Genomic DNA, 25034 nt, shown 5'->3' with positions numbered 1-25034 from the left:
TATAGGAGTGTTCTAGTTATGAAAGAAATTACAGTAACAGAATTAGCAGAAAAAATTACATCAAGTAATCCAATAAACATTATTGATGTAAGAGAAGACGACGAAGTAGCATTAGGTATGATTCCAGGAGCTAAACATATTCCAATGGGTGAAATATCAAATGAATTAAAACACTTCGATAAAGACCAAACATATTATATTGTATGTGCTGGTGGTGTCAGAAGCGCTAAAGTAGTAGAATACTTGAATGACCACGACATTGATGCAGTTAATATTGAAGGCGGCATGAATGAGTGGGGCGACGACGGTTTAGAAAATAAAAGAGTTTAAATATAATAAATGGAGTGGGACAGATTAATTGTCCCACTCCATTTTTATTATAATTAATTATTCATAAATTGATGCGTTATATCCAGCTACATAACCTGTAACTAATGCACTTGTAATATTATATCCACCTGTATAACCATGAATATCCAAAACTTCTCCTGAGAAAAATAAACCAGGACATAACTTAGATTGCATTGTATTAGGTTCAATTTCTTTAATGTTTATGCCACCACCAGTTACAAATGCTTTGTCGATAGGCAATGTTCCATTAACTGTAAAAGTAAAGGATTTAAGGTTTTGAACAAAAGTTCTAATGGCTTGTTGTGATAAATGATGATAAGTTACATCTATATCAATACTTGACTGTTCTAAAATAAAGTGTAAATATCTTTCTTGGACGAGTCCTTTTAATGCATTTTTTATCGCTTTGTTTGGCTCATCTTTTAATTTTTTTACAATTTGTTGTTCTAATTCATGTGCTTTTATTTCTGGAAATGCATCGATAGACATTTTAACTTCATTTTTCTTTTGTGATTTTTGTTCTTTATAAACGAACTGGCTACATCTTAAAGCAGCTGGTCCTGAAACACCAAAGTGAGTAAACAACATATCCATTTGATGTGTTATTCTAGGTTTGTCATTTTTCTTTAAAACGGAAAGACCGACATTTTGTAAACTTAATCCTTGCAGTGTTTTATTTTTAATAAAAGGCTCGCTAGATTTAATAGGAACTTCTGTAGGGAAGAGTTCAGTTATTGAATGTCCAAGGTTTTTAGCAAATTTGTAACCATCACCAGTAGAACCAGTGTGTGGGACGCTACATCCTCCTGATGCTATAATAACAGTACGTGAAGGGATGAAAGTTCCATCTTGTAATGTAACACCAGAAATTTGTTGATTTTCACTTTCTATTGATGAAACTGTTGTCTCTTGACGTATTTCGACACCATTTTCTTTTATGGAATTTACAAGAGCTTCAACAACATCTTGGGCGCGATTAGAAACGGGGAACATTCGACCATGGTCTTCTTCTTTGAGATTTACTTCTCGAGATTCAAAGAAGTTAATGATAGATTCGTTATCAAAAGTAGAAAAAGGACTATATAAAAACTTTCCATTACCAGGAATGTTTTTTATAATTTCTTCATAAGGTAAACGGTTAGTCACGTTACATCTACCGCCACCTGATATACGAAGTTTACGTCCTAATCCTTTTTTCTTTTCGATTAATAAAACGCTGTTGCCTTTAGCACTTGCACTATATGCAGCCATTAAACCACTAGGTCCAGCGCCAATTATTATTGTATGATACATAAGTAACCTCCATAAGTATATGTAATAATATTTTAACGAATAATGAGTCTTAAAAAAAGTAGTAGAATAGAAATAAACCTGTTATTATTAAATTTAAAAGTAAATTAGATAGGGATGAAATTATGTCAGAAAGTAAAGCGCTAGTAAGGGGAACCTTCCTTCTTACTGCTAGTATTTTAATAACGAAAGTCATAGGTATACTTTATTTAATACCTTTTTATGCTATTATTGGCGATGAAAAAAATCTTGCACCATTTACATATGCTTATCAACCATACACAATCATGATAACAATCGCAACTGCTGGTGTTCCACTTGCAGCAGCAAAATATGTATCCAAATATAATGCACTTGGTGCTTATAAAGTGAGTAGAAAACTATATCAATCTAGTTTTATAGTTATGTCCATTTCAGGAGTTATTGGTTTTCTACTTTTATACTTCTTATCACCGACAATTGCTCAATTAACACTAGCAAATAATGGTGATTTAGAAGGCGGATGGCAAATAGATGACATTACAACTGTTATTAGAACGATCAGTTTTGTAGTATTATTTATACCATTGTTGGCCACTTGGAGAGGTATTTTTCAAGGTTTTAATTCTATGGGACCAACTGCTGTTTCTGAAGTTACAGAACAAGTTGCACGTATCGCTTTTATTTTAGGAGGAAGTTACCTCGTATTAAATGTGATGAACGGATCTGTTTTAATGGCCAACCAAGTTGCTACGTTTGCAGCTGGAATAGGTGCTGTTACTGCATTGTTAACATTGCTTTATTATTGGGTGAAAAGAAGACATTTAATTAAAGCTGAAGTTGAACAAGATATAAGTGATATTGATGTTTCTTATTTCAAAATTTACAAAGAAATCATTAAATATAGTATACCGTTTGTAATTGTAAGTTTATGCTTCCCAATTATTAATTTAATTGATCAGTTCACACATAATACTGGTTTAGCAATGGCTGGTGTAAACAGTGAATTACATGATATTTATTTTACTATGTTAAGTATGACTACAAATAAAATTGTTATGATCCCAACTTCATTAGCTGCTGGGTTTGCGGTAAGTTTAGTGCCTTTTATAACAAACACATATAATTCAGGTAGAATTGATGCTATGCATCATCAAATAAGAAAGTCATTAGGCGTATTACTTTATTTAACAGTACCTGCATCATTAGGGATTATGGTGCTTGCTCAACCATTATATAACGTGTTTTATAGCTATAGTCCAATGGGAACTGAAATATTATTCTGGTACGCGCCAGTTAGTATTTTAATCGCATTATTATCAGTTACAGCTTCAATGTTACAAGGAATCGATAAACAAGCTTTAACAGTATGGATAGTTATTGCTTCATTAATTATAAAAGCTATTATCAACTTGCCATTAATAATGGTATTCCATACATTAGGGGCAGTATTAGGTACTGCAATTGCTTTGCTTGTTGCAGTAATATTAAACTGTGTAGTCCTTTGGAAATATGCAGACTTTAAATTTAATATAACGATTTATCAAACATTAAGAATTACGTTCTATACAATTGTAATGGTGTTATTAGTGGAATTAAGCTATTTCATTGTTTCACTCTTTATAGATCCATCATCTAAATTAGGTGCATTAATCGTATTAATTGTAGGTGGTATTGTTGGTGTTATTGTATATGGTTATTTAACAATGCGCTCTCGTTTAGCAGACGAATTTTTAGGGGATATTACTTCTAAAATCAGACGTAAAATTAAGTGGGTGTAAATGATGAGATTAGATAAATTTTTAGCAAATGCAGGTATAGGAACTCGAAAAGAAGTGAAAAAATTTCTTAAGAAAAATTTAGTAAGTGTGAATGAAGAAATTGTTAAAAAGCCTGAAATGCATATCAATCCAGAAGAAGATGTTATAACTTTTGATGATATTCCTATTGAATATGAGCCAGTTGTTTATTTAATGATGAATAAACCAGCAGGTTATATATCAGCAACTGAGGATGATGAGCACGAAACGGTAATTGATATTGTTCCAGAATATATGCATTTAGATTTATTCCCTGTAGGCAGATTAGATAAAGATACTGAAGGATTGTTATTATTAACTAACGATGGCAAATTCTCACATCAATTAATGAGCCCAAAACACAAAGTTCCTAAAAAATATTATGTCGAAGTAGATGGATATATTAGTGAGAATGCAACAGAAATATTTAAAAAAGGTATTGATTTAGGAGACTTTACATCTTCACCAAGTGAATTAGAAATTATTGAGAATGATGAAAGTTCTAAAGCATTTGTTACCATATATGAAGGTAAATTCCATCAAGTTAAAAGAATGTTTCAATCAATAGGTTGTGAAGTTACTTATTTAAAACGAATACAAATTGCTGACTTAGAACTCGATGAATTATTAGAACTTGGTGAGTACAGACATTTGATGGAAGAAGATTTTAAACTTTTGAATTTATAGATTTAAATGTTTATAAACTTTAACTAAGGGTATTATAACTAGTATTAAATTAAATAGAGGTGGATACAAATGGCTAAAAAAGCAGGATTATTTAGAACATTAGTTGTATTAGGAGGAACTGCAGCAGCAGTTGTCTTATCTAAAAAAGAAAATAGAGATAAATTAAAAAACGAATATGGTAAATACAAAGAAGACCCAGATAATTACAAAGAAAATGCAAAACAAAAAGCAAATGACTTAAAAGGTAAAGCTCAAAATGAATATGGTAAATACAAAGAAGATCCAACAACTTACAAAGAATCAGCTAAAGTAAAAGCTAAAAATGAATTCCAAAAAGCAAAAGAAAATCCTAAAGGATATGCTTCTAATGCTAAAAATCGTCTTAAAAAAGATAATCAAGAACCAACAGATTTAAGTGAAGCTAAATTTGATGACGAGGGTGGAACAGCTAACGGTAATTTAAGAGTTGTTACAGAAGAAGACTTAAAAAATAATAAATAAGCAATTATAACTATTAGACCGTCAGTTTGACGGTCTAAAGAGGCTGGGACAAATTAATTGTCTCAGCCTTTTGTTATTCTATAGGCAATAGATGTCTGGGTGTGACACCAGACCCTTTTTTTATAAAGACAGTTATATAAGCATCTCTATTTATCATGATTGCCTTGTCTTGATAAATTCAGCCCGTCTATTTATCATGATTGCCTTGTCTTGATAAATTCAGCCCGTCTATTTATCATGTTAGCCTCGTCTTGCAATATTCAGCCTCTCTATTTATCATGTTAGCCTCGTCTTGCAATATTCAGCCTCTCTATTTATCATGTTAGCCTCGTCTTGCAATATTCAGCCCGTCTATTTATCATGTTAGCCTCGTCTTGCAATATTCAGCCTCTCTATTTATCATGTTAGCCTCGTCTTGCAATATTCAGCCTCTCTATTTATCATGTTGGACCTGTCTTGATAAATTCAAGACAGTTTGTCGACAGTCTGAGACCGACAGTTTTGTCGGTATATATTTAATTATTTATAAATGACTGTCCTTTTTAAATGGGAAATAATTTCTTTAAAAAAATTTAAAATATAAATGACCATAGTGGTACGTATAAGGAAATAATTTTTTAGCTAAAAAAATAGCAATTTATCAGTATTTCTATTTCATATTTACAAAAATATCATGTATTATATAGATAACTATTCAAGTTAAGAAAGAGATGATTTTCGATGTGGAAAAATAAAGTTAAAGAATATGAAGAAGATATTATTAATGATTTAAAGGGGCTCTTAAGCATCGAAAGCGTAAGAGATGATTCTGCCAGTTCATATGATGCACCGGTTGGACCTGGTCCTAAAAAAGCGTTGAATTATATGTATCAAATTGGTGAAAGAGATGGCTTCTCTTATGTAGATATTGAAAATATAGTCGGAAGAATCGAAGCAGGTAAAGGTGAGGACTTATTAGGTATTCTTTGCCATGTTGATGTTGTACCAGCTGGAGCTGGATGGGATTTTAATCCATTTGAACCTGTTGAAACTGAAAATGCTATTATAGCGCGTGGCACTTTAGATGATAAAGGTCCAACTATAGCAGCATATTATGCTGTAAAGATTTTAGAAGATATGAAAGTTGATTGGAAGAAAAGAATACATATTATTGTGGGCACAGACGAAGAGTCTGATTGGAAATGTACAGATAGATATTTTGAAACTGAAGAAATGCCTTCTGTAGGTTTTGCACCAGATGCCGAATTCCCACTTATTCATGGAGAAAAAGGTATTGTTACATTTAACATTCTACAATCAGGGTATGTTGAAGATAATGATGAACCAGAAGTAGAATTAAAAGCCTTCTTCTCAGGTGAAAGATTTAATATGGTTCCAGACACTGCTCAAGCAAAATTATTAATTAAAGAACAAATGACTAATGTTGTACAAATATTTGAATCATTTTTAAGTGAGCATGAAATTGAGGGTGAAGCTTCAATTGACGAAGGATTTTTAAATTTAATCGTTCATGGTAAAGCAGCACATGGTATGGATCCAACTTTAGGAGTAAATGCTGGGTTACTACTTATCCAATTTTTAAATAAATTGAATTTAGATAAGTATGCAAATTCATACGTTAAATTTGCTAATGACTATTTAGTCGACTCTCCAAAAGGTGAGAAAATGGGTATGAAATTTGCTACTGAAGAAATGGGAGAAGTTACAACTAATACGGGTATTATGAGCTATACAGATGTAGATGGTGGTCAATTCGGAATTAATTTAAGATATCCAGAAGGTTTCAATTTTGATCAATCCATTTCTCGTTTTACTGAAGAAGTAACTGAAAAAGGCTTTGAAATTGAAATGGATAAACATCAATTACCACACTATGTAGATAAGAACGATCCATTTATAGAGCAGCTATTATCAGCTTATAGAAATCAAACTGGTGACAAATCTGAGCCATACACAATTGGTGGTGGAACATACGCTAGAAACTTAGATAAAGGTGTAGCATTTGGTGCGATGTTTAAAGACTCAGAAGATTTAATGCATCAAAAAAATGAATACATTACAAAAAAACAATTATTTAATGCAACTGCAATTTATTTAGAAGCAATATACAATGTCTGTGTAAAGGATGATGAGTAATGACATATATTTATATAAATGATGAATTTGTTGACGAATCTAAAGGGCAAGTAAGTTTTTCTGACAGAGGATACAATTTTGGAGATGGAATATATGAATACATACGTATTTATGACGGCGAAGTATTCACAGCACATGAACACTATGAGAGATTGTTTAGAAGTGCTAAAGAAATTGGTTTAAATTTAGAAGATTATACTGTAGAAGGACTAATTGATGTAACAAAAGAGTTAGCTGCAAAGAATAATGTAGTAAATGGTGGCATATATATTCAAGTTACTCGTGGTGTAGCACCTCGTAATCACCCATTTCCTGATGCCAGTACAAAACCAGTATTTACTGCTTTTTCAAAAAGCTATGACAGACCATATGAAGAATTAGAAAATGGTGTTAAAGCAATCACTGTTGATGATATTAGATGGTTAAGATGTGATATAAAAAGTTTGAATTTATTAGGTAACGTTCTAGCTAAAGAAAAAGCTACTCAAAATGATGCTGCAGAAGCAATCATGCACAGAGACCAAACTGTAACAGAAGGTAGCTCAAGTAACGTGTATGCTATTAAAAACGGTAAAATATATACACATCCAGCAAATAATTTAATATTAAATGGTATTACGAGACGTGTTATTAAAAAAATAGCTCAGGACTTAGAAATTCCATTTATAGAAGAAGCATTTAATTTAGACTTCTTAAACAATGCAGATGAAGTCATTGTTTCAAGTACGTCTGTTGAAGTTATGCCTGTTGTACAAGTGAATGATCGTAAAATCGGGGATGGTAAAGTTGGTCAAATTACGAAGCAACTACAAAAATCATTTGATAATTATATTGAGTCCAATTCTTAAAAATATTTTAGTGTAATTTTAATATCTAGACCAAACCATATGAATACTGAATTTATTAGACTTATTGTATATTAATAGGTTCAAAATACTCGAAAGTTTTCATTTATGAGGTTGAAATCTTAACCAAAAGATAATAAAATTTAAAAGAAGCGCACTAAAACTACAAAAATTAAACGAAATTTTTTAAGATTAAAATATGACTCTTGAAAAGGAACATTCTTGAGTCTTTTTCTTTTTCTGAAAGTGAGGTGGATAGGTTGGAACATTTTTATCAATTAGGATGGACGTTAGACTCAGCAGGTGGAGCATCTGGTGAAGCATATATGGCAGAACAAGATGGCCGCAAGCTCTTCCTAAAACGTAATTCAAGTCCTTTTTTAACAGCATTATCTGCTGAAGGTATTGTACCTAAATTAGTTTGGACTAAAAGAATTGAAACAGGAGAAGTTGTAACTGCACAGCATTGGAAAAATGGTAGAGAGTTAGTCCAAGATGAAATGAATTCTAACCGTGTTGCCAAACTTCTTAAAAAAATACATTCTTCTAAACAATTATTAAATATGCTTAAACGTATGGAAATGAAACCGATGCATCCAGAACTATTATTTAAGAAAATCAATAGTTCTTTATCTAGACATGTATTATCGAATAGGACTGTTAGAAAGGCATTGCTTTACTTAGAAGATAATATGCCTACATTAGATAGCAGATTTTATACTGTAATACATGGAGATGTTAATCATAACAATTGGTTATTATCTGACCAAGACGAACTATTTCTTGTAGATTGGGAAGGTGCGATGATTGCAGATCCTGCTATTGATATTGGCATGATATTATATACTTATGTTGATGAAAATGACTGGGTAGATTGGTTGAGCAAATATGGTATTAACGATACGCATGATTTGAAAAAACGTATGAAATGGTACACGTTAATACAAGCTATCGCTATGGTAGAATGGTATGAAGAGAAAAAGCGATATAATGATATGAATGATTGGTTAAACTTCTTGAATGAAGTAATGACAAGAAATGTATTTATATAAGGAGCTACTTTGAATGAGAATGCGAAATAAACCTTGGGCTGATGACTTTTTGAAAGATCATCCCAATTTAGTAGATGTAGATCTAAACCATCAATATAAAATGGCTGAGTGGTTTGATAAAGACCAACCAATACATATAGAGGTTGGTACTGGAATGGGTAGGTTTATTACTGAAACAGCTAAACAAAATCCTAACATCAATTATGTTGCAATTGAAAAGGACAAAAATGTTATGGTAAGGGTATTAGAAAAAGTTAAAGAAATGGAATTAGACAATATCAAGTTAATAAATCAAGATGCAAAATTATTAACTGAGTATTTTGTAGAAAATGAAGTTTCTAGAGTATATCTTAATTTTTCTGATCCGTGGCCAAAAACACGTCATGCAAAACGTAGATTAACATTCTCATCCTTTCTAGATATATATCAACACATTTTGAAAAAAGATGGTCAAATCCATTTTAAAACTGATAATCAAGGATTATTTGAGTATAGTTTAGAAAGCATGTCACAATATGGTATGTCATTTGATTATATTAACTTGAATTTACATGAAGACGAACCAGAAGATAATATTCGTACAGAATACGAAGATAAATTCTCAAGCAGAGGATTTAGAATTTATCGAATGGAAGCTAGCTTTAAATAAAATGATTAAGCTGGGACAAATTAATTTGTCCCAGCTTTTTCTTTTATTCTTTTAGTAAGTTGAATATAATAATGGTATTAAATATGGAGGTACAACAATGGACAGTCATAAATATTTATTAGCATTACAGAATAGAATTATTTTAGAAAAAATTGATGACGAAACGAAAAATTATATTAGAGGTTTAGAAGGAGAGGTTTGTATCAAAGGATTATTAGATAAGTATAAACAGTCTAACTACATATATAATCTCAATTTAAATTATAAGAATCGGGTTCAAATAGACTTTTTAGTAATTTCTGATGATACAATATTTCATTTAGAAGTTAAACATTATTCAGGAGATTACAGTATTCATGAAGGACAGTTGCTTAATGAATATGGAACTATGTTTTACACCCCTTTTCAACAAATCAAAAGAGCACATTATGAATTAAACCACGTTATAACCCACTACAATATAAACAGAGAAATAAAATCTTTTCTAGTATTTTCAAATCCTAAATTCACATTAAAAACGCATATTCCAAATAACATCAATGTTTTATTACCTACAGAATTACACAAACTTCAATATATGTTTAAAAATAATAAATCAATAGAAAATTCTCGAATATTAAAGATATTTAAAAGTAATCATAGTGACTTTTCTCATATATATAATAATGTCAATAAAATTCCAATTGAACATTTACGTAAAGGACTAAAGTGTCCACGTTGTAAAAGACTATACAAAACTACACTAGAAATTAATAAGAAATATTTAGTATGTGAAGCATGTCTTTATAAAATTGCTCGACAAAACTTGTATTTATATAACTTGAAAGAACTTTATATATGTAAAAAAGAACCTTTTACATTGAATGAAGCTCAAAAGTGGTGTCAGTTAGAAAATAGTCTAACGATTAGAAGAGTGGTAGAAAAATATTTTAAGTCTATCGATAAAAATCCCAAAAAGTATTACTTAGATAACGAAGAATTGTAAGTATAGTGATACTTAGATCACTTGAATTTATCAAGACGAGGCAAACATGATAAATAGAGCGGTTGAATTTATCAAGACGAGGTAAACATGATAAATAGAGCGGTTGAATTTATCAAGACGAGGCAAACATGATAAATAGAGCGGCTGAATTTATCAAGTCAGGTCCAACATGATAAATAGAGAGGCTGAATATTGCTAGACGAGGCAAACATGATAAATAGAAGGCGTGAATTTATCAAGACGAGGCAAACATGATAAATAGAGCGGTTGAATTTATCAAGACGTGGCAAACATGATAAATAGAGCGGTTGAATTTATCAAGACGAGGTAAACATGATAAATAGAGCGTCTGAATATTGCAAGACGTGGCCAACATGATAAATAGAACAATTTCCACTTATCAACTGAATTAATAAATACGCTTAATACCATAAACAACTTGCCAATCTTGAAAGATGTTCATTAAATCAATTAATGATAAAATAATGATAAATGATTGGAGGGGATAATCTTGTTAAATATAGGTGATTTTAAATTATGTCCATTACAAGGTGGTATTACTCAAATGGATGGTGGTGCAATGTTCGGTGTTGTGCCGAGAGCATTGTGGACAAAAAAATATCCAGTTAATGAACTCAATCAAATACCTCTTGTTACGCATCCAATATTTGTTCAGAGTAAAGAACATAATATTATCATAGATGCAGGGATAGGTAACGGTAAATTAACTGATAAACAAAAGCGGAATTATGGAACGACTTACGAAAGTGATATAGAAAATTCTTTAAATCAATTTGGCATCACTATTAATGATATAGATATTGTTATTATGTCACATATGCATTTTGATCATGCGTGTGGACTAACAACACCAGATGGTCAATCAGTATTTAAAAATGCAACAATCTATACATCACAAATTGAATGGAACGAGCTAAGATCACCTAATATTAGAAGTAAATCAACATATTGGGAAGAAAATTATAAAGGTATTGAACATCAAGTAGTTACTTTCGTTAAAAGCATGGAAATAATACCGGGAATTACTATGCATCATACTGGTGGCCATAGTGCTGGTCATAGTGTCATCGAAATAGAAAGTGATGGTGAGAAAGCTGTACATATGGCAGATATAATGCCAACGATTGCTCATTTAAATCCATTATGGGTTACAGCTTATGATGATTATCCAATGGATTCAATTAATGCAAAAGAACGTTTATTACAAAAATATATTAAAAATGATTATTGGTTTGTGTTTTATCATGATGCAGATCATTTTGCTGTACGAATTGATGAAGAAACAAGGGGAATCAAAGAAAACATTAGAAGGGATGATTTAGTTGAAATATAATTTTGATGAAATTATTGATAGAAGAGGAACTGCCACGGTAGCTTATGAAGGGCAACGTAAAGTATACGATTACGAAAATCTTGAACCTTTCTGGATAGCTGATATGGATATTAAAACACCTGATTTTATAATTGATCATTTAAAAAACAAATTAGACCAAGCCCATTTTGGATATTTAGTTTGGAAACAAGATGAATACTTAAATGCAATTAAACATTGGTACAAAACTAGGTTTTCAGTAAATGTTCAAAAAAATGATATTTATTATGTGCCAAGTATATTATTTACTGTTACAGAAGTAATTCGTGAATTTACAAAAGAAGATGAAGGCGTATTAATACACACTCCTTCTTATAATGCGTTTATTAATTTAATTGAAGGAAATAATAGACGTCTAGTAGAATCACCTTTAATCAAGAAAGAAAATGGATACGAATTAGATAAGGCACAATTTGAGAAAATGGCGGCTCAAGATGATGTGAAGGTTCTAGTACTTTGTAACCCTCATAATCCTACTGGTAAAGTATGGACAAAAGAAGAATGTGAATTTATGAAAGAAGTTTGTGAAAAAAATGATGTATTTATCGTTTCTGATGAAATTCATATGGACTTTGTAAGAAGTGAAAAAGGATTTTATTCAATGACGAATCAAATGAAATTAGATTCTCCAATTTTAGTTGTAACTGGATTAGGAAAAACGTTTAATTTAGCGAGTTTAGCGAGTAGTTACATGATTACTAAACATAGATATTTCACATTACAATTTAATAGAAAGCTTGCCACTTATTACGGTTTAGCAGCAGCCAATACACTTGCAGTTGAAGCTGTAAAAGTAGCATATACACAAGCTGGAGATTGGGTTGATCAATTAAACCAACATATTGAAAGAAATATGGATATACTAGATGATTTTATTAAAAGTGAAATGCCAGAACAACTAACATTTATCAAGCCAGATTCTACTTATTTGGCGTGGATTGATTTTTCTAAAAGTGGATTTAATGAAAGTGAAGTACAAAAAGCGTTACAATCTGTAGGCAAAATTGCAACAGGAATTGGTAATTCATTTGAAATAAGTGAAAGTCATCACTTTAGAATGAACTTAGCATGCAGTGAGGAAAAATTGGTAAATGGTTTAGAAGCTATTAAAAAGTCATTTACCGCATTATCAAATAATAAAATTTAAAAAATTATAAAATATTTTTTAAATATTTAGTATTTTTTGCGCTGACTCCCGCGGGAAGAGCATGATTCAAAGACTACAGGCTGAGAACATGCCCGCGGAAAGCATGCGCAAAAAAACTGCCGTCAAAGTCTAGGACATTGACGGCAGTCTGACATGATGTACTTTTATGTACATCATGTTTCATTTAATAGTATTATATTTCATAAATATCAATGACTTGGCCATTAAAAGCATCAGCAATAAATTCGTAGTGTATAAGTTTGCCATTTTTATTTATAGAAATGCCACCATGAACTACTTTTGTTTCAATGCCGAATTTTTGGTAGGTCTTTGGGATATGTAAGATATAAGATGCTTCCACATTATTAAATTCTTTTTTCACTTGATTAAGTATTTCTTCGCAATTGTAGAGCTTGAACTGCTTAAAGTAAATGATAGTTGCAAGTACCCCTAATCCTGTAAAAATAGAAGAAATTAATATGACAAAGCGTAACTTATTATTTTGCATGACCATGCCTCCTTTTTTCTTAAATTTAGTTTAACACAAAGAATGTATGATAGATAAATATTTAAATAGGGAGAATCATAATGACACAAATTAGACAAGAAACATTGACTAGAATGAAAGAACTTACTGAATTACATGGCGTTCCAGGATTTGAAAGTGAAGTACGTGAATATTTAAAAGAAAAAATGGAACCATTTGTAGATGAAATAATTGGCGATAATATGGGGAGTATATATGGTATCAAAAAATCTAAAAAAGAAAATGCTCCTAAAGTATTAATAGCAGCTCACATGGATGAAATCGGATTTATGGTTACTGAAATGACAAAAGAGGGTATGTTAAAGTTCACACCACTAGGAGGCGTTTCATCAGATGTTTGGTTATCACAAACACTACAATTAAAAACTCGTGATGGTCAATATTATAATGGTGTAGTTGGAAGTATACCTAAACATTTTAGAACGGGTAAAGAATCAGGCGTTGCTATTGAAGACATGTTATTAGATGTTGGAGCAGAAAGTTTAGAACAATTAAAAGAAATGGGTATTCGCATAGGTGATACGATTGTTCCTCGTACTGATTTTGAAAGATTGACAGAAAATAGAGTATTAGCAAAAGCTTGGGACAATAGATATGGATGTCTTGTTGGACTAGAACTATTAGAGTTACTAAAAGACAAAGAATTGGATGTTGATTTATACGTCGGAGCAAACGTTCAAGAAGAAGTTGGATTAAGAGGTGCTTCTGCAAGTGTAAATCTTATTCAACCTGATTTAGCTTTAGTTGTAGATTGTTCTCCAGCGAATGATATGAAAGGTCACATCGGTTTGTCAGGTGCATTAGGTAAGGGTGTATTAATTAGAATTCTTGATCGTACGATGATTCTTTCTGAAAGAATGCGAGATTATTTAATTGAGACTGTTGAAGATAAAGAAATTGATCATCAATATTTCCAATCACCAGGTGGTACAGATGGTGGCGAAATTCACAAATCTTTAACTGGTATACCTACTGCTGTAATTGGCGTTTGTGCAAGGTACATCCACACGAGTAAAGCAATTTATGATGTTAGAGATTACTTAAGTGCAAAGACATTACTTGAAACATTAGTATTAGATTTAAGTTCAGAAAAGATTGAATATTTAAAATTTAAATAAGTCAGATTTTAGTAATTGACAGTTCATGGATTTCAGTCTAAACTATGTTTATTCCGATTAGGATACTAAGAATAGAGGGATGTATAAATGAAAAAAGGTATATTTTTAATTATTGCATTAATAGTAGTGTTAGCTGCATGTGGGAATAGTGACGATTCAAAAGAAAGTAGCAGTAAGAAAGACGACAAAAAAATTGTTGTAGGTACTGAAGGTACTTACGCGCCATTTAGTTTTCATGATAAAAATGATAAATTAACTGGCTATGATGTTGAAGTTACTAAAGCTGTAGCAAAAGAAATTGGTTATAAAGTTGAGTTTAAAGAAACTCAGTGGGATTCAATGTTTGCAGGACTTGATGCAGGACGTTTTGATATGATTGCAAACCAAGTAGGTATTAATGATGAAAGAAAAGCTAAATATAAATTCTCAGATCCATACACTTATTCTAAAGGTGTACTAGTAGTAAATGAGAAGAACAAAGATATTAAATCATTTGATGATGTTAAAGGTAAAAAATTAGCTCAAACATTAACATCAAATTATGGTAAACTTGCTCAATCTAAAGGAGCAGATATCACTAAAGTAGATGGTTTTAATCAAGCTATGGACTTATTACAATCTAACCGTGTTGAAGGTACATTTAATGATAATGTTTCATATTTAGATTATAAAAAACAAAAACCAAATGCTAAAATCAAAGCTATTGAAGGCGATGCAGAACAAAGTCAATCAGCATTTACATTTAGTAAAAAAGAAGATGACAAAAAAATCGAAGAATTCAATAAAGGTTTGAAAACATTAAAAGATAATGGTGAATTAGAAAAAATAAGTAAGAAATGGTTTGGCGATAATGTTTCAGAACCTAAATGATGAACAACTTCATGCTTTAAATGCTGCTAAACAAGCTTTTCTACCGATGTTAGAAGGTTTAGTTAAATATTCTATTCCTATAACTTTAGCTACTTTTGTTATAGGATTGATATTGGCTTTATTAACAGCTTTGATGCGTATTTCAAGCAGCAAAGTACTTAAAGGGATTGCCCGTTTTTATGTATCAATCATAAGAGGAACGCCTATGATTGTTCAATTATTCATTATCTTTTACGGTATTCCCGAAATTGGCAGATTAGCAACAGGAGAAGCGGATAATCAGCTTACATTATCACCGGTTATAGCTGCAATAATAGGTCTTTCACTTAATGTTGGTGCATATGCATCTGAAATATTAAGAGGTGGAATTATGTCAATTCCTAAAGGTCAGACAGAAGCAGCTTATTCAATCGGTATGAATTATAAACAAACAGTGCAACGCATTATTTTACCTCAAGCTATTAGAGTATCAGTACCAGCTTTAGGTAATACATTCTTAAGTTTAATAAAAGATACTTCATTACTAGGATTCATATTGGTTGCAGAAATGTTTAGAAAAGCACAAGAAGTAGCTTCTACTACTTATGAATTTTTAACTATTTATTTATTAGTAGCTATTTTATATTGGGTTGTTTGTTTCATCATTTCCGTAATCCAATCTTATTATGAATCATATATTGAAAGAGGGTATCGCTCATGATAGAACTTCAAAATATAAAAAAATCTTTTAATGACAAAGAAGTGATCAAAGGCATTAATCTTTCAGTAGATAAAGGTGAGGTTATCACTTTAATTGGTAGATCTGGATCAGGTAAAACAACTTTACTACGAATGATGAATGCATTAGAAATCCCTTCAGAAGGTACAGTTGTTGTAAATGGCGAAACTTATACTGCTGAGAATAAAAAATCTCAAATTAAAGTTAGAAAACAATCTGGAATGGTCTTCCAAAGTTATAACTTGTTCCCTCATAAGACTGCTATTGAAAATGTAATGGAAGGTTTAATAACAGTTAAAAAAATGAGTAAACAAAATGCACTTAGTGAAGCGCTACAGCTTTTGAAAAAAGTAGGATTAGAAAGTGTAAAAGATCAAAGACCACACGCATTATCTGGTGGACAACAACAACGTGTTGCAATTGCAAGAGCACTAGCAATGAACCCTAAAGTAATGCTTTTTGATGAGCCTACATCAGCATTAGATCCTGAACTTGTAAATGATGTGTTAAAAGTCATAAAGGATTTAGCTAATGAAGGTATGACGATGGTTATTGTTACTCATGAAATGCGTTTTGCTAGAGAAGTTTCAGATAGAATGGTATTTATTAATGATGGTTTAATTGGTGAAGAAGGTAAACCTGAAACGTTATTTACTCAGCCAAAAACAGAAGCATTAAAAAAATTCCTTAATGTAATAGAAGTATAATAAAAAAAGCACTTGTAATTATTTGATTTTAAATAATTACAAGTGCTTTTTTATAGTATAATCTCTTTAAGGAGTGTGAAAAATGGAGAAAGTTAAATCATTTTTTAATAGAACAATAATCGATGGCCTTAGTTACATGGCTTTAGGTCTCTTTAGTACTTTAATTGTTGGGCTAATTATAGAAACTTTAGGTCAAACCTTAAATACATATTTTGATACATCAATTATGATAGAAATAGGAAAATTGGCACAATCATTAACTGGTGCAGGGGTAGGGGTAGCAGTTAGTTATGGAATTGGTGCATCACCACTTATTATTTTCACAACAGCAGTCACAGGTATGTATGGATACGAACAAGGTGGAGCTGTAGGTAGTTATTTGGCATCTGTAGTAGCAAGTGAATTGGGCAGGTTTTATTCTGGTAAGACAAAAATCGATATTATTTTGTCACCTATATTAACTCTTTTTATTGGCACTTGTATTGCGAAATTTATCGCACCATTTATAGATGCATTTATGAAAGAGTTAGGTAGTTGGATTCAATTGAGCACAGAACAACAGCCGCTATTAATGGGTATGTTCGTAAGCTTTTTAGTCGGTATAACTTTAAGTAGTCCAATTTCTAGTGCTGCTTTAGCTTTGATGCTAGGGTTAAGTGGTACTGCTGCAGCTGCTGCAACAATCGGTGGTTGTTGCCATATGATTGGATTTGCAGTTACAAGTTATAAAGATAACGGTATTTCAGGGGTAATAGCACATGGAATAGGTACTAGTAAGTTACAAATTCCAAATTACTTGAAACAACCTTTTATATTGATACCACCCGTTATAGCAAGTTTAATAGTTGCTCCAATTATGACTGTATTTTGGCCAATGGAAAATAATGCTGCTGGTGCAGGTATGGGTTCAAGTGGGCTTGTAGGTCAAATAATGACAATAAAAACGATGGGTAGTTCAACTGAGGTTTGGCTACAAATTGCATTCTTCCATTTCTTATTACCAGCTGTAATCAGTTTATTTGTTTATCAAATATTAAGAAAGTATCATATAATTAAAGATGGTCAACAAACTTTAATGATAGGAAGTGTAAAAAAATGAAACAATTAACTTCAATTGAAGAATTCAAAACATTAATTAATGAACCAACAATATTTATGTTCACTGCATCTTGGTGTCCAGATTGCCATTTTATTGATCCGGATTTACCAGCCTTAGAAGAAAAGTATAAGCAATATCAATTCGTATCTGTTGATAGAGATGAATTTATTGATTTATGTCAAGAGGTAGATGTAATGGGAATTCCGAGTTTTATAGCTTATGACAAAGAACAAGAGTTGGGAAGATACGTCGGAAAAGAACGTAAAACAATTCCACAAATCAGTTCATTTATTGATGGATTGAGTTTATAGAATAAGTGAAAAAAAGCAGGTCGAAAAAAGTTTCTTTAATTTTCGAATTACCTGCTTTTTTATTTTATTTAAGTTGATTTATATATGTTTATCACTGTTACATAGTGGTAATTTGTTGTAAACTATATAGAGGTATAAAAATAGGAGTGTTTAGAATGAATGTCTTTCAAATGAGAGATTTATTAAAAGATCGCTTGAAATCATTAGATGCAAATTTCAAGTTTGATAGAGAAGATGAAAGTTTAAGAATAGAAAGAACTGATAACAAAAAAGGGCTCTCTGTTAAATTAGCTCCAATTATTGCTAAGTATAAAGATAAAGGTGATAAAACAATTGATGAAATTGTTTATTACGTAACAGAGACAATAAATGCAATGCAAGATGAATCTACTAAAGAAATTAATAAAATAGAGATATTACCAGTTATTAGGTCTACAAGTTTCCATAAAGAAACGAAAGAAGGTATACCATTTTTAATTGATGAACATACTGCTGAGACAAATGTTTATTATGCTTTAGATTTAGGTAATACTTATCGTTTAATTGATGAATCTATGTTAGAAGAGCTTAAATTAACTAAAGAACAGATTAAAGAACAAGCATTATTTAACATCAAAAAGAAAAAAACAACTTATAAATCAGATGAAGTTCAAGGTAATACATTCTATTTTGTAAATACTAACGACGGCTATGATGCTTCTAGAATATTAAATCAAACATTTTTAAAAGATGTTTATAAAAATATTGAAGGGGAAATGTTATTAGCTACGCCTCATCAAGACGTATTAGTTATTTGTGATATTAAGAATGAAATTGGTTATGATGTTGTTGCTCAAATGACGATGCAATTTTTCCAAAATGGCCTTGTTCCAATAACTTCATTATCTTTCTCTTATACACCAGAAAAGCCTTTAGAACCAATCTTTATTTTAGGTAAAAATCATTCACGTAAGAGAAATCAAGAAGTCATAGAAAGACTTGAAAAAAACAGAGAAAAATTTAAAAATATGAAAAACAATCAAAAAAGACTTTAAGGAGTTAAGAAAATGAATTTATTTTATAACAAAAATGGCGTTGGAGATGTTCTAATGGTCACAATAGATCCTGCAACTGAAAATTTAGAATATGCATATCAAAATGATATAACAATTATTAAAAGTGAAAGTAATATTGTAGGATTTAATATATTTAATGCTTCTAAATATGTTCAGATAGAAGGTAGTGGAAATATTAAAATTCAAGAAAAACATATTAGTAGCATACAAGATTTATTAGAAAAAAATAATATTAACTATAAACTAGAAGTTGATTTATCACCTAAATTTGTAGTTGGATATGTAACAGAAAAGACTAAACATCCAGATGCTGACAAACTATCAGTATGCCAAGTTGATGTTGATAATGGCACATTGCAAATTGTATGTGGCGCACCAAATATTGACCAAGGACAAAAAGTAGTTGTAGCTAAAGTAGGGGCAGTTATGCCTAGTGGAATGCTTATTAAAGATGCAGAATTAAGAGGTGTACCTTCTACTGGCATGATATGTTCAATGAAAGAACTTGATTTGGAAGGTGCTCCAAAAGAAAAAGGTATAATGGTATTGGATGATAGTTATACTGTAGGAACACCATTTTTTGAAGACGAAAGGTAGTGAACCTATGAGTTGGTTTGATGATATATTCGGACAATCTAAAAGTAATCAAAATAACGAAAAAGAAAAAAAAGAACAAATATCTTCCGATTACCATCCAGAAGATGATTCAACTAACGAAGAAATATACAGAAGACCTAAAGGGAAATTTAGATTTCCTATTCAAATGGAATATGAAGAACCGTCTGACGATAACTTGGGGCAATATAATCAATCAGAAAATGAACCTAATTATAAACCGAAAGAACATAATCATGACAATAGGTTTTATGATGAAAATGAAGCTTCATTCCCTACAAATAGAAGAAGACGCAGAAGAAATCAAAATAGTACGCGACAATCATTTAATAATGCATCTAGAACACATAACAAAGATGTAAATAATTATAAAAATGACAAAAATGAAAAAAATAATAAAACATCAAATCGAAATAAAAAAGCTGAAAAGTATAATGAAGATACAAAATTTCAGGAAAGATTGAATTCTTTACACCAACCGAAATTTAAGGCATCTGAAGTTCCTTCAGCTATTTTTGGCATGCGCAAACAAAAAGATGTCCCTAATAGTGGGTTAAAAGATCATAGCACATCAGATTATTTAAATGATCTTAAAAATAAGGATACTGACAACACTAAGAATGAAAACATTCAAAAAGAGCAAAATGGTGAAATCATTCAAGATGTACCTACTTATTCACAGACAGATAACACAATTAATATTGAGAATATATATGCATCTCAAATTGTTTCTGAAATTAGAAAAGAACGTGAAAAGAAACTTCAAAAGAAAAAACAATTTGAAAAAGCATTAAGAGAAAAAAGAGAACAAGAGTTAAAAAATCTAGAATCTGAAGAAGAAAAATCGCAAGTTAAAAATCAAGATTATTTCTTTAAACAACAAGCTTCATATATTAAGAATAATCCAAACGATAACTCTAATAATGAAGATGTTGATAAAGATAATACGAGCGAACTCAATCAAAGTGAATCTACTGATGATGAAATCAAAATGTCATTACAACCAGATGTAAATGACCTTACTACATATGAATTTAAAGAAATTGATTTAGATTTTGATGAAGAATCATACAACAGTGATGAACAAGACATTGGACAAGATATGTCAGAACCATATGAAGATGAACTTGTTCATGACCAAGTATTTGAAAATGAAGAAAATGCTACTTTTGAGGAAGTAGAAGAAGTAGAAGAAGTAGAAGAAAGTGATGTTTCTGAACAATCTCATCATGAGATGTCTGAACAAAGTTCTGAAGATGAACAGTTTGAAGCACAAATAGACCAGGAACATGAAGTAATTAATCCAGTAGAAGAAAATGATACTGAAGCATTAAATAATCATATAGAAGAAGCACATTCAGAAATCATAGAAGAATCAAATCATTTTGTAGAAGATGATATAAGCTTTGAAGACTTCGATGTAGTAGAAGATAGTGAACCTTCATCTGAAGAAGCGTTTGGATTAGTAGATGAGACATTACTGGAATCACCTCAAGATGAAGAAGCACAGAATACTCAAGATATTGATGATCAACATGAAAGTAATGTTCAATTTGATGAAGTTGAAAAGTCAGAAGAAAAACAAACTTATGAACCAGTACTTAAACCAAATCCAACAAGAAAATCGTCACCGTTTAATGTCTTGATGACGCCTTCAGATAAACGAAAACACCAAACATTCAAAAATGATATAAAGCGTAAAGAAAATAATGAATCTGAACAAGCTACAAAACGTAAAGGTCCTTTATTTGTACTACCTCCAGTATCAATCTTAGATGATGTAGTAGAAAAAGAGGATAATAGCGAATGGCTAGAAGACAAGAAAAAAGAATTAGATGAAGCATTTTATCATTTTAATGTTCCAGCTCATGTCGTAAATATGATTCAAGGTCCAACAGTTACAAGATTTGAATTATCAGTTGAAAAAGGTGTGAAAGTTTCAAGAATTACAGCACTACAAGACGATATAAAAATGGCATTAGCAGCTAAAGATATTAGAATCGAAGCACCAATACCTGGTACAAGTTTAGTTGGAATAGAAGTGCCAAATCAAAGTCCAAAAAAAATACCTTTAGGACAGATGATTACCTCTAAAGCATTTCAACAAGCGGAAAGTAAGTTGACAGTTGCTATGGGATTTAAGATTAATAATGAACCGTTATTAATGGATATTTCTAAGACTCCACATGCACTTATTGCTGGTGCAACAGGTTCTGGTAAATCTGTATGTATTAATGCAATATTGACGAGTCTATTGTATAAGAATCATCCGGATGAATTAAAATTATTACTTATTGATCCTAAGATGGTTGAACTTGCACCTTATAACAATTTACCTCATCTCGTAGCACCAGTCATAACTGATGTGAAAGCTGCAACAGCTAGCTTAAAATGGGCTGTTGAAGAGATGGAAAGAAGATATAAACGTTTTGCAGAATTACATGTGAGAAATATTACTGCTTTTAATAAAAAAGCAAATTACGAGCAAAGAATGGCGAAAATCATTATAGTTATAGATGAATTAGCTGATTTAATGATGATGTCTCCACAAGAAGTGGAGCAATCTATTGCCAGAATTGCACAGAAGGCTAGAGCTTGTGGTATACATATGATACTTGCTACTCAAAGACCTTCAGTTAACGTAATTACAGGTTTAATTAAAGCAAATGTTCCAACTAGAATCTCATTTATGGTATCTTCTTCGATTGACTCTAGAACTATTCTTGATGTTGGTGGAGCAGAAAAATTACTTGGTAATGGTGATATGTTGTATCTTGGCAATGGTATGAATAAACCAATAAGAGTTCAAGGTGCATTTGTATCAGATGATGAAATTGATGAAACAGTTTCAAATGTAAGTAATCAAATGAAACCTAACTATCTATTCAAAGAAGAAACATTATTGAAAAAAGTTAATGAACAACCTAAAGATGCTTTGTTTAATGATGTTTGTGATTTTATGGTGAAAGAAGGTCATATTTCAACTTCACTGATACAAAGACATTTCCAAATTGGTTACAATAGAGCTGCTCGAATGATTGATAATTTAGAGGAAAGAGGATTTATATCTGGTCCTAATGGCTCCAAACCAAGAGATGTTTTAATTACTAAAGATATGCTAGAAGAAAAAGAAACTAACAATTAAGTACTAGAAGGAGTGACATGAAATGACATTATTTCATTTTGTTGGAATAAAAGGGGCGGGTATGAGTTCACTTGCACAAATTATGCATGATATGGGACATAACGTTCAAGGTTCTGATATAGAAAATACAGTGTTTACAGAAATAGCTTTGAAAAATAAAGGGATAAAAATACTACCTTTTGATGTTGAAAATATTAAAGAAGGTATGACAATAATTGCAGGTAATGCATTTCCGGATTCGCACCCTGAAATTGCAAGAGCGTATGAATTAGGATTAGAAGTTAAACGTTATCATATCTTCCTTGGTGATTTTATGTCTCAATATACTTCTGTAGCTGTTACGGGTGCACATGGTAAGACATCAACGACAGGGTTATTATCACATGTTATGAATGGTGATCAAAAGACTTCATTTCTAATTGGTGATGGTACTGGAATGGGTATGCCTGATAGTTCTTACTTTGCATTTGAAGCATGTGAGTATAGAAGACATTTCTTAAGTTACTATCCTGACTATGCAATCATGACAAATATTGATTTCGATCACCCTGATTATTTTAAAGACTTACAAGATGTTACAAATGCTTTCCAAGAGATGGCTAAAAATGTAAAAAAAGGTATTGTAGCATGGGGGCATGATAGTGAGCTGAGAAAAATTGAAGCAGACGTTCCTATCTATTACTATGGATTTGAAGAAGATAATGATGTTTTTGCTAAAAATATTCATACATCATCTAAGGGCACAACATTTGATGTCTATTTCAAAACTAAAAATGAACTAATCGGTACTTTTACTACACCAATGTATGGAGACCATCATGTTCTTAATGCATTAGCAGTAATAGCAGTTTGTCATTTAGAAAAATTAGATATTGCAAATATTAAAGAAGCTCTGTTAACATTTGGCGGCGTAAAAAGAAGATTTAGTGAAAGCTTTTATGATAACCAAATTTTAATAGATGACTATGCACATCATCCTAGAGAAATTAACGCTACAATTGAATCAGCTAGAAAAAAATATCCAGAAAACGAAGTTGTAGCAGTATTTCAACCTCATACTTTTTCTCGAACTGAAACATTTTTAAATGAATTTGCTGAAAGTTTAAACCGAGCAGATAAAGTATATTTATGTGATATTTTTGGATCAATTAGAGAACAACAAGGCGAGTTAACAATTCATGATTTAAAAGCTTTAATTCCAAACTCAGATTTAATTAATGAAGATACAGTTTCACAACTACAAAAACATACTAATGGTGTTATACTATTTATGGGCGCTGGAGACATTCAAAAAATTCAAAAAGCTTATGTTTCTACGTTAGAAGTTTAAAATTGATATGTTTATTATTTATTGAGTCAGGGTATTAAATATTAGTATATCAATTAAAGATTTAGTTTTATAATTATTAGGAGGCGTTCAGTATGGATTGGATATTACCAATAGCAGGAATTATTGCTGCTGTTGCATTTTTAGTAATATGTGTTGTTTTAGCACTATTCTTAATGCAACTATTAAAAACAGTTAAAGGTATTAACGAAACACTAGATGGCATTCAAGGCCAAATACAAGGTATTACACGTGAATCTACAGATTTACTTCATAAAGCAAATCGCTTAACAGAAGATATTCAAGATAAATCATTACGTTTGAATTCTGTTGTAGATGCTGTAAAAGGTGTTGGTGATTCAGTTCAAACACTTAACACTTCAGTTGATAGAGTGACTAATTCAATTACTCACAATATCTCACAAAATGAAGATAAAATTTCTCAAGTAATTCAATGGTCAAATGTTGCAATGGAAGTTGCAGATAAATGGCAATTAAGAAGAGATCGTAGAAGTAATGTATCATCATATAAAAGCGATATAAATTCTTCTAATGATTTTGAAACGCAAGTACCAAAAAACTACAATGAAAAAACAACACAAGGCGATAACTTGGATGAAGATAAAATTGGTGCAGGTTTAAAAAAATAAACTAAATGCACTTATAATCTAGATTATAAGTGCATTTCTTTAATTTAATTAGGAGGAA

24 protein-coding genes are annotated in these 25034 nt (G+C 31.1%); 22 read left to right on the top strand and 2 right to left on the bottom strand.

Translation table 11 applies throughout. The annotated features are described in order from the left end of the window. Positions 1–18 precede the first annotated feature (18 nt). A complete protein-coding gene (locus B2G86_RS07795; protein WP_078357564.1) occupies positions 19–330 on the top strand; it encodes a rhodanese-like domain-containing protein in 312 nt (103 codons plus the stop codon). 57 nt (positions 331–387) lie between these two features. Here B2G86_RS07795 and B2G86_RS07790 read toward each other — a convergent pair whose 3' ends face one another. Continuing rightward, entirely contained in the window at positions 388–1644 is a 1257-nt protein-coding gene (locus B2G86_RS07790) for a BaiN/RdsA family NAD(P)/FAD-dependent oxidoreductase (RefSeq protein WP_078357563.1), read from the bottom strand. A 122-nt stretch (positions 1645–1766) separates the two neighbouring features. Between B2G86_RS07790 and B2G86_RS07785 the strand changes: the two genes are divergently transcribed. The 10 genes from B2G86_RS07785 (at position 1767) to B2G86_RS07740 (ending at position 12814) form a co-directional block, all read left to right on the top strand. Continuing rightward, on the top strand, positions 1767–3401 hold the full coding sequence (locus tag B2G86_RS07785; protein ID WP_078357562.1) for a putative polysaccharide biosynthesis protein: 1635 nt from the start codon (positions 1767–1769) through the stop codon (positions 3399–3401). Between the two features lie 3 nt (positions 3402–3404). Continuing rightward, positions 3405–4106, top strand: a complete 702-nt coding sequence (locus B2G86_RS07780; RefSeq protein WP_078357649.1) for a pseudouridine synthase — start codon at positions 3405–3407, stop codon at positions 4104–4106. A 69-nt stretch (positions 4107–4175) separates the two neighbouring features. Further along, a complete protein-coding gene (locus tag B2G86_RS07775; protein ID WP_078357561.1) occupies positions 4176–4607 on the top strand; it encodes a YtxH domain-containing protein in 432 nt (143 codons plus the stop codon). A 720-nt stretch (positions 4608–5327) separates the two neighbouring features. After that, complete coding sequence (pepV, locus tag B2G86_RS07770; RefSeq protein ID WP_078357560.1) at positions 5328–6743, top strand: dipeptidase PepV; 1416 nt, start codon at positions 5328–5330, stop codon at positions 6741–6743. Next, on the top strand, positions 6743–7591 hold the full coding sequence (dat, locus tag B2G86_RS07765) for a D-amino-acid transaminase (protein ID WP_078357559.1): 849 nt from the start codon (positions 6743–6745) through the stop codon (positions 7589–7591). Before pepV ends, dat begins: the two co-directional genes overlap by 1 nt. Before the next feature lie 257 nt (positions 7592–7848). Then, complete coding sequence (locus B2G86_RS07760; protein ID WP_078357558.1) at positions 7849–8640, top strand: phosphotransferase family protein; 792 nt, start codon at positions 7849–7851, stop codon at positions 8638–8640. A 13-nt stretch (positions 8641–8653) separates the two neighbouring features. Then, positions 8654–9289, top strand: a complete 636-nt coding sequence (trmB, locus tag B2G86_RS07755; protein WP_078357557.1) for a tRNA (guanosine(46)-N7)-methyltransferase TrmB — start codon at positions 8654–8656, stop codon at positions 9287–9289. A 97-nt stretch (positions 9290–9386) separates the two neighbouring features. Further along, on the top strand, positions 9387–10274 hold the full coding sequence (locus B2G86_RS07750; RefSeq protein ID WP_078357556.1) for a nuclease-related domain-containing protein: 888 nt from the start codon (positions 9387–9389) through the stop codon (positions 10272–10274). Between the two features lie 511 nt (positions 10275–10785). Next, on the top strand, positions 10786–11628 hold the full coding sequence (locus B2G86_RS07745) for a YtnP family quorum-quenching lactonase (RefSeq protein ID WP_088368998.1): 843 nt from the start codon (positions 10786–10788) through the stop codon (positions 11626–11628). Then, positions 11618–12814 (top strand): MalY/PatB family protein, encoded by a 1197-nt coding sequence (locus B2G86_RS07740; RefSeq protein ID WP_078357555.1) that lies wholly within the window; start codon positions 11618–11620, stop codon positions 12812–12814. The genes B2G86_RS07745 and B2G86_RS07740 overlap by 11 nt, the downstream gene beginning before the upstream one ends. Positions 12815–13007: 193 nt before the next feature. Here B2G86_RS07740 and B2G86_RS07735 read toward each other — a convergent pair whose 3' ends face one another. Then, positions 13008–13322: a hypothetical protein gene (locus B2G86_RS07735; RefSeq protein WP_078357554.1), complete on the bottom strand. Its 315-nt coding sequence runs from the start codon at positions 13320–13322 to the stop codon at positions 13008–13010. Positions 13323–13402: 80 nt separating this feature from the next. On the opposite strand from B2G86_RS07735, the gene B2G86_RS07730 reads away from it, so the two are divergent. The 11 genes from B2G86_RS07730 to B2G86_RS07680 all read left to right on the top strand — a co-directional run bounded on the left by B2G86_RS07730 (position 13403) and on the right by B2G86_RS07680 (position 24976). Next, entirely contained in the window at positions 13403–14479 is a 1077-nt protein-coding gene (locus B2G86_RS07730; RefSeq protein WP_078357553.1) for a M42 family metallopeptidase, read from the top strand. Positions 14480–14566: 87 nt separating this feature from the next. Next, positions 14567–15349: an amino acid ABC transporter substrate-binding protein gene (locus tag B2G86_RS07725; RefSeq protein WP_078357552.1), complete on the top strand. Its 783-nt coding sequence runs from the start codon at positions 14567–14569 to the stop codon at positions 15347–15349. Beyond that, positions 15330–16049, top strand: a complete 720-nt coding sequence (locus B2G86_RS07720) for an amino acid ABC transporter permease (protein WP_078357551.1) — start codon at positions 15330–15332, stop codon at positions 16047–16049. Before B2G86_RS07725 ends, B2G86_RS07720 begins: the two co-directional genes overlap by 20 nt. Next, complete coding sequence (locus B2G86_RS07715; protein ID WP_078357550.1) at positions 16046–16774, top strand: amino acid ABC transporter ATP-binding protein; 729 nt, start codon at positions 16046–16048, stop codon at positions 16772–16774. Before B2G86_RS07720 ends, B2G86_RS07715 begins: the two co-directional genes overlap by 4 nt. Positions 16775–16856: 82 nt before the next feature. Then, entirely contained in the window at positions 16857–17873 is a 1017-nt protein-coding gene (locus B2G86_RS07710; RefSeq protein ID WP_078357549.1) for a PTS sugar transporter subunit IIC, read from the top strand. Beyond that, entirely contained in the window at positions 17870–18184 is a 315-nt protein-coding gene (locus tag B2G86_RS07705) for a thioredoxin family protein (protein ID WP_078357548.1), read from the top strand. The genes B2G86_RS07710 and B2G86_RS07705 overlap by 4 nt, the downstream gene beginning before the upstream one ends. 155 nt (positions 18185–18339) lie before the next feature. Then, on the top strand, positions 18340–19218 hold the full coding sequence (locus B2G86_RS07700; RefSeq protein WP_078357547.1) for a DUF1444 domain-containing protein: 879 nt from the start codon (positions 18340–18342) through the stop codon (positions 19216–19218). Between the two features lie 12 nt (positions 19219–19230). Then, on the top strand, positions 19231–19836 hold the full coding sequence (gene ytpR / locus B2G86_RS07695) for a YtpR family tRNA-binding protein (RefSeq protein ID WP_078357546.1): 606 nt from the start codon (positions 19231–19233) through the stop codon (positions 19834–19836). Further along, positions 19820–22999, top strand: a complete 3180-nt coding sequence (locus B2G86_RS07690; RefSeq protein WP_338011995.1) for a DNA translocase FtsK — start codon at positions 19820–19822, stop codon at positions 22997–22999. Before ytpR ends, B2G86_RS07690 begins: the two co-directional genes overlap by 17 nt. A gap of 22 nt (positions 23000–23021) precedes the next feature. Further along, the gene (gene murC / locus B2G86_RS07685; RefSeq protein WP_078357545.1) at positions 23022–24329 is read left to right on the top strand and encodes a UDP-N-acetylmuramate--L-alanine ligase; all 1308 of its coding nucleotides are present in this window, start codon (positions 23022–23024) and stop codon (positions 24327–24329) included. Between the two features lie 92 nt (positions 24330–24421). Then, positions 24422–24976 (top strand): DUF948 domain-containing protein, encoded by a 555-nt coding sequence (locus tag B2G86_RS07680; RefSeq protein WP_078357544.1) that lies wholly within the window; start codon positions 24422–24424, stop codon positions 24974–24976. Positions 24977–25034: the final 58 nt, after the last annotated feature.

The organism is Mammaliicoccus fleurettii, from assembly GCF_002018435.1.
Classification (GTDB): Bacteria; Bacillota; Bacilli; order Staphylococcales; family Staphylococcaceae; genus Mammaliicoccus; species Mammaliicoccus fleurettii.
This window is presented reverse-complemented; position numbering and strand designations above follow the sequence as displayed.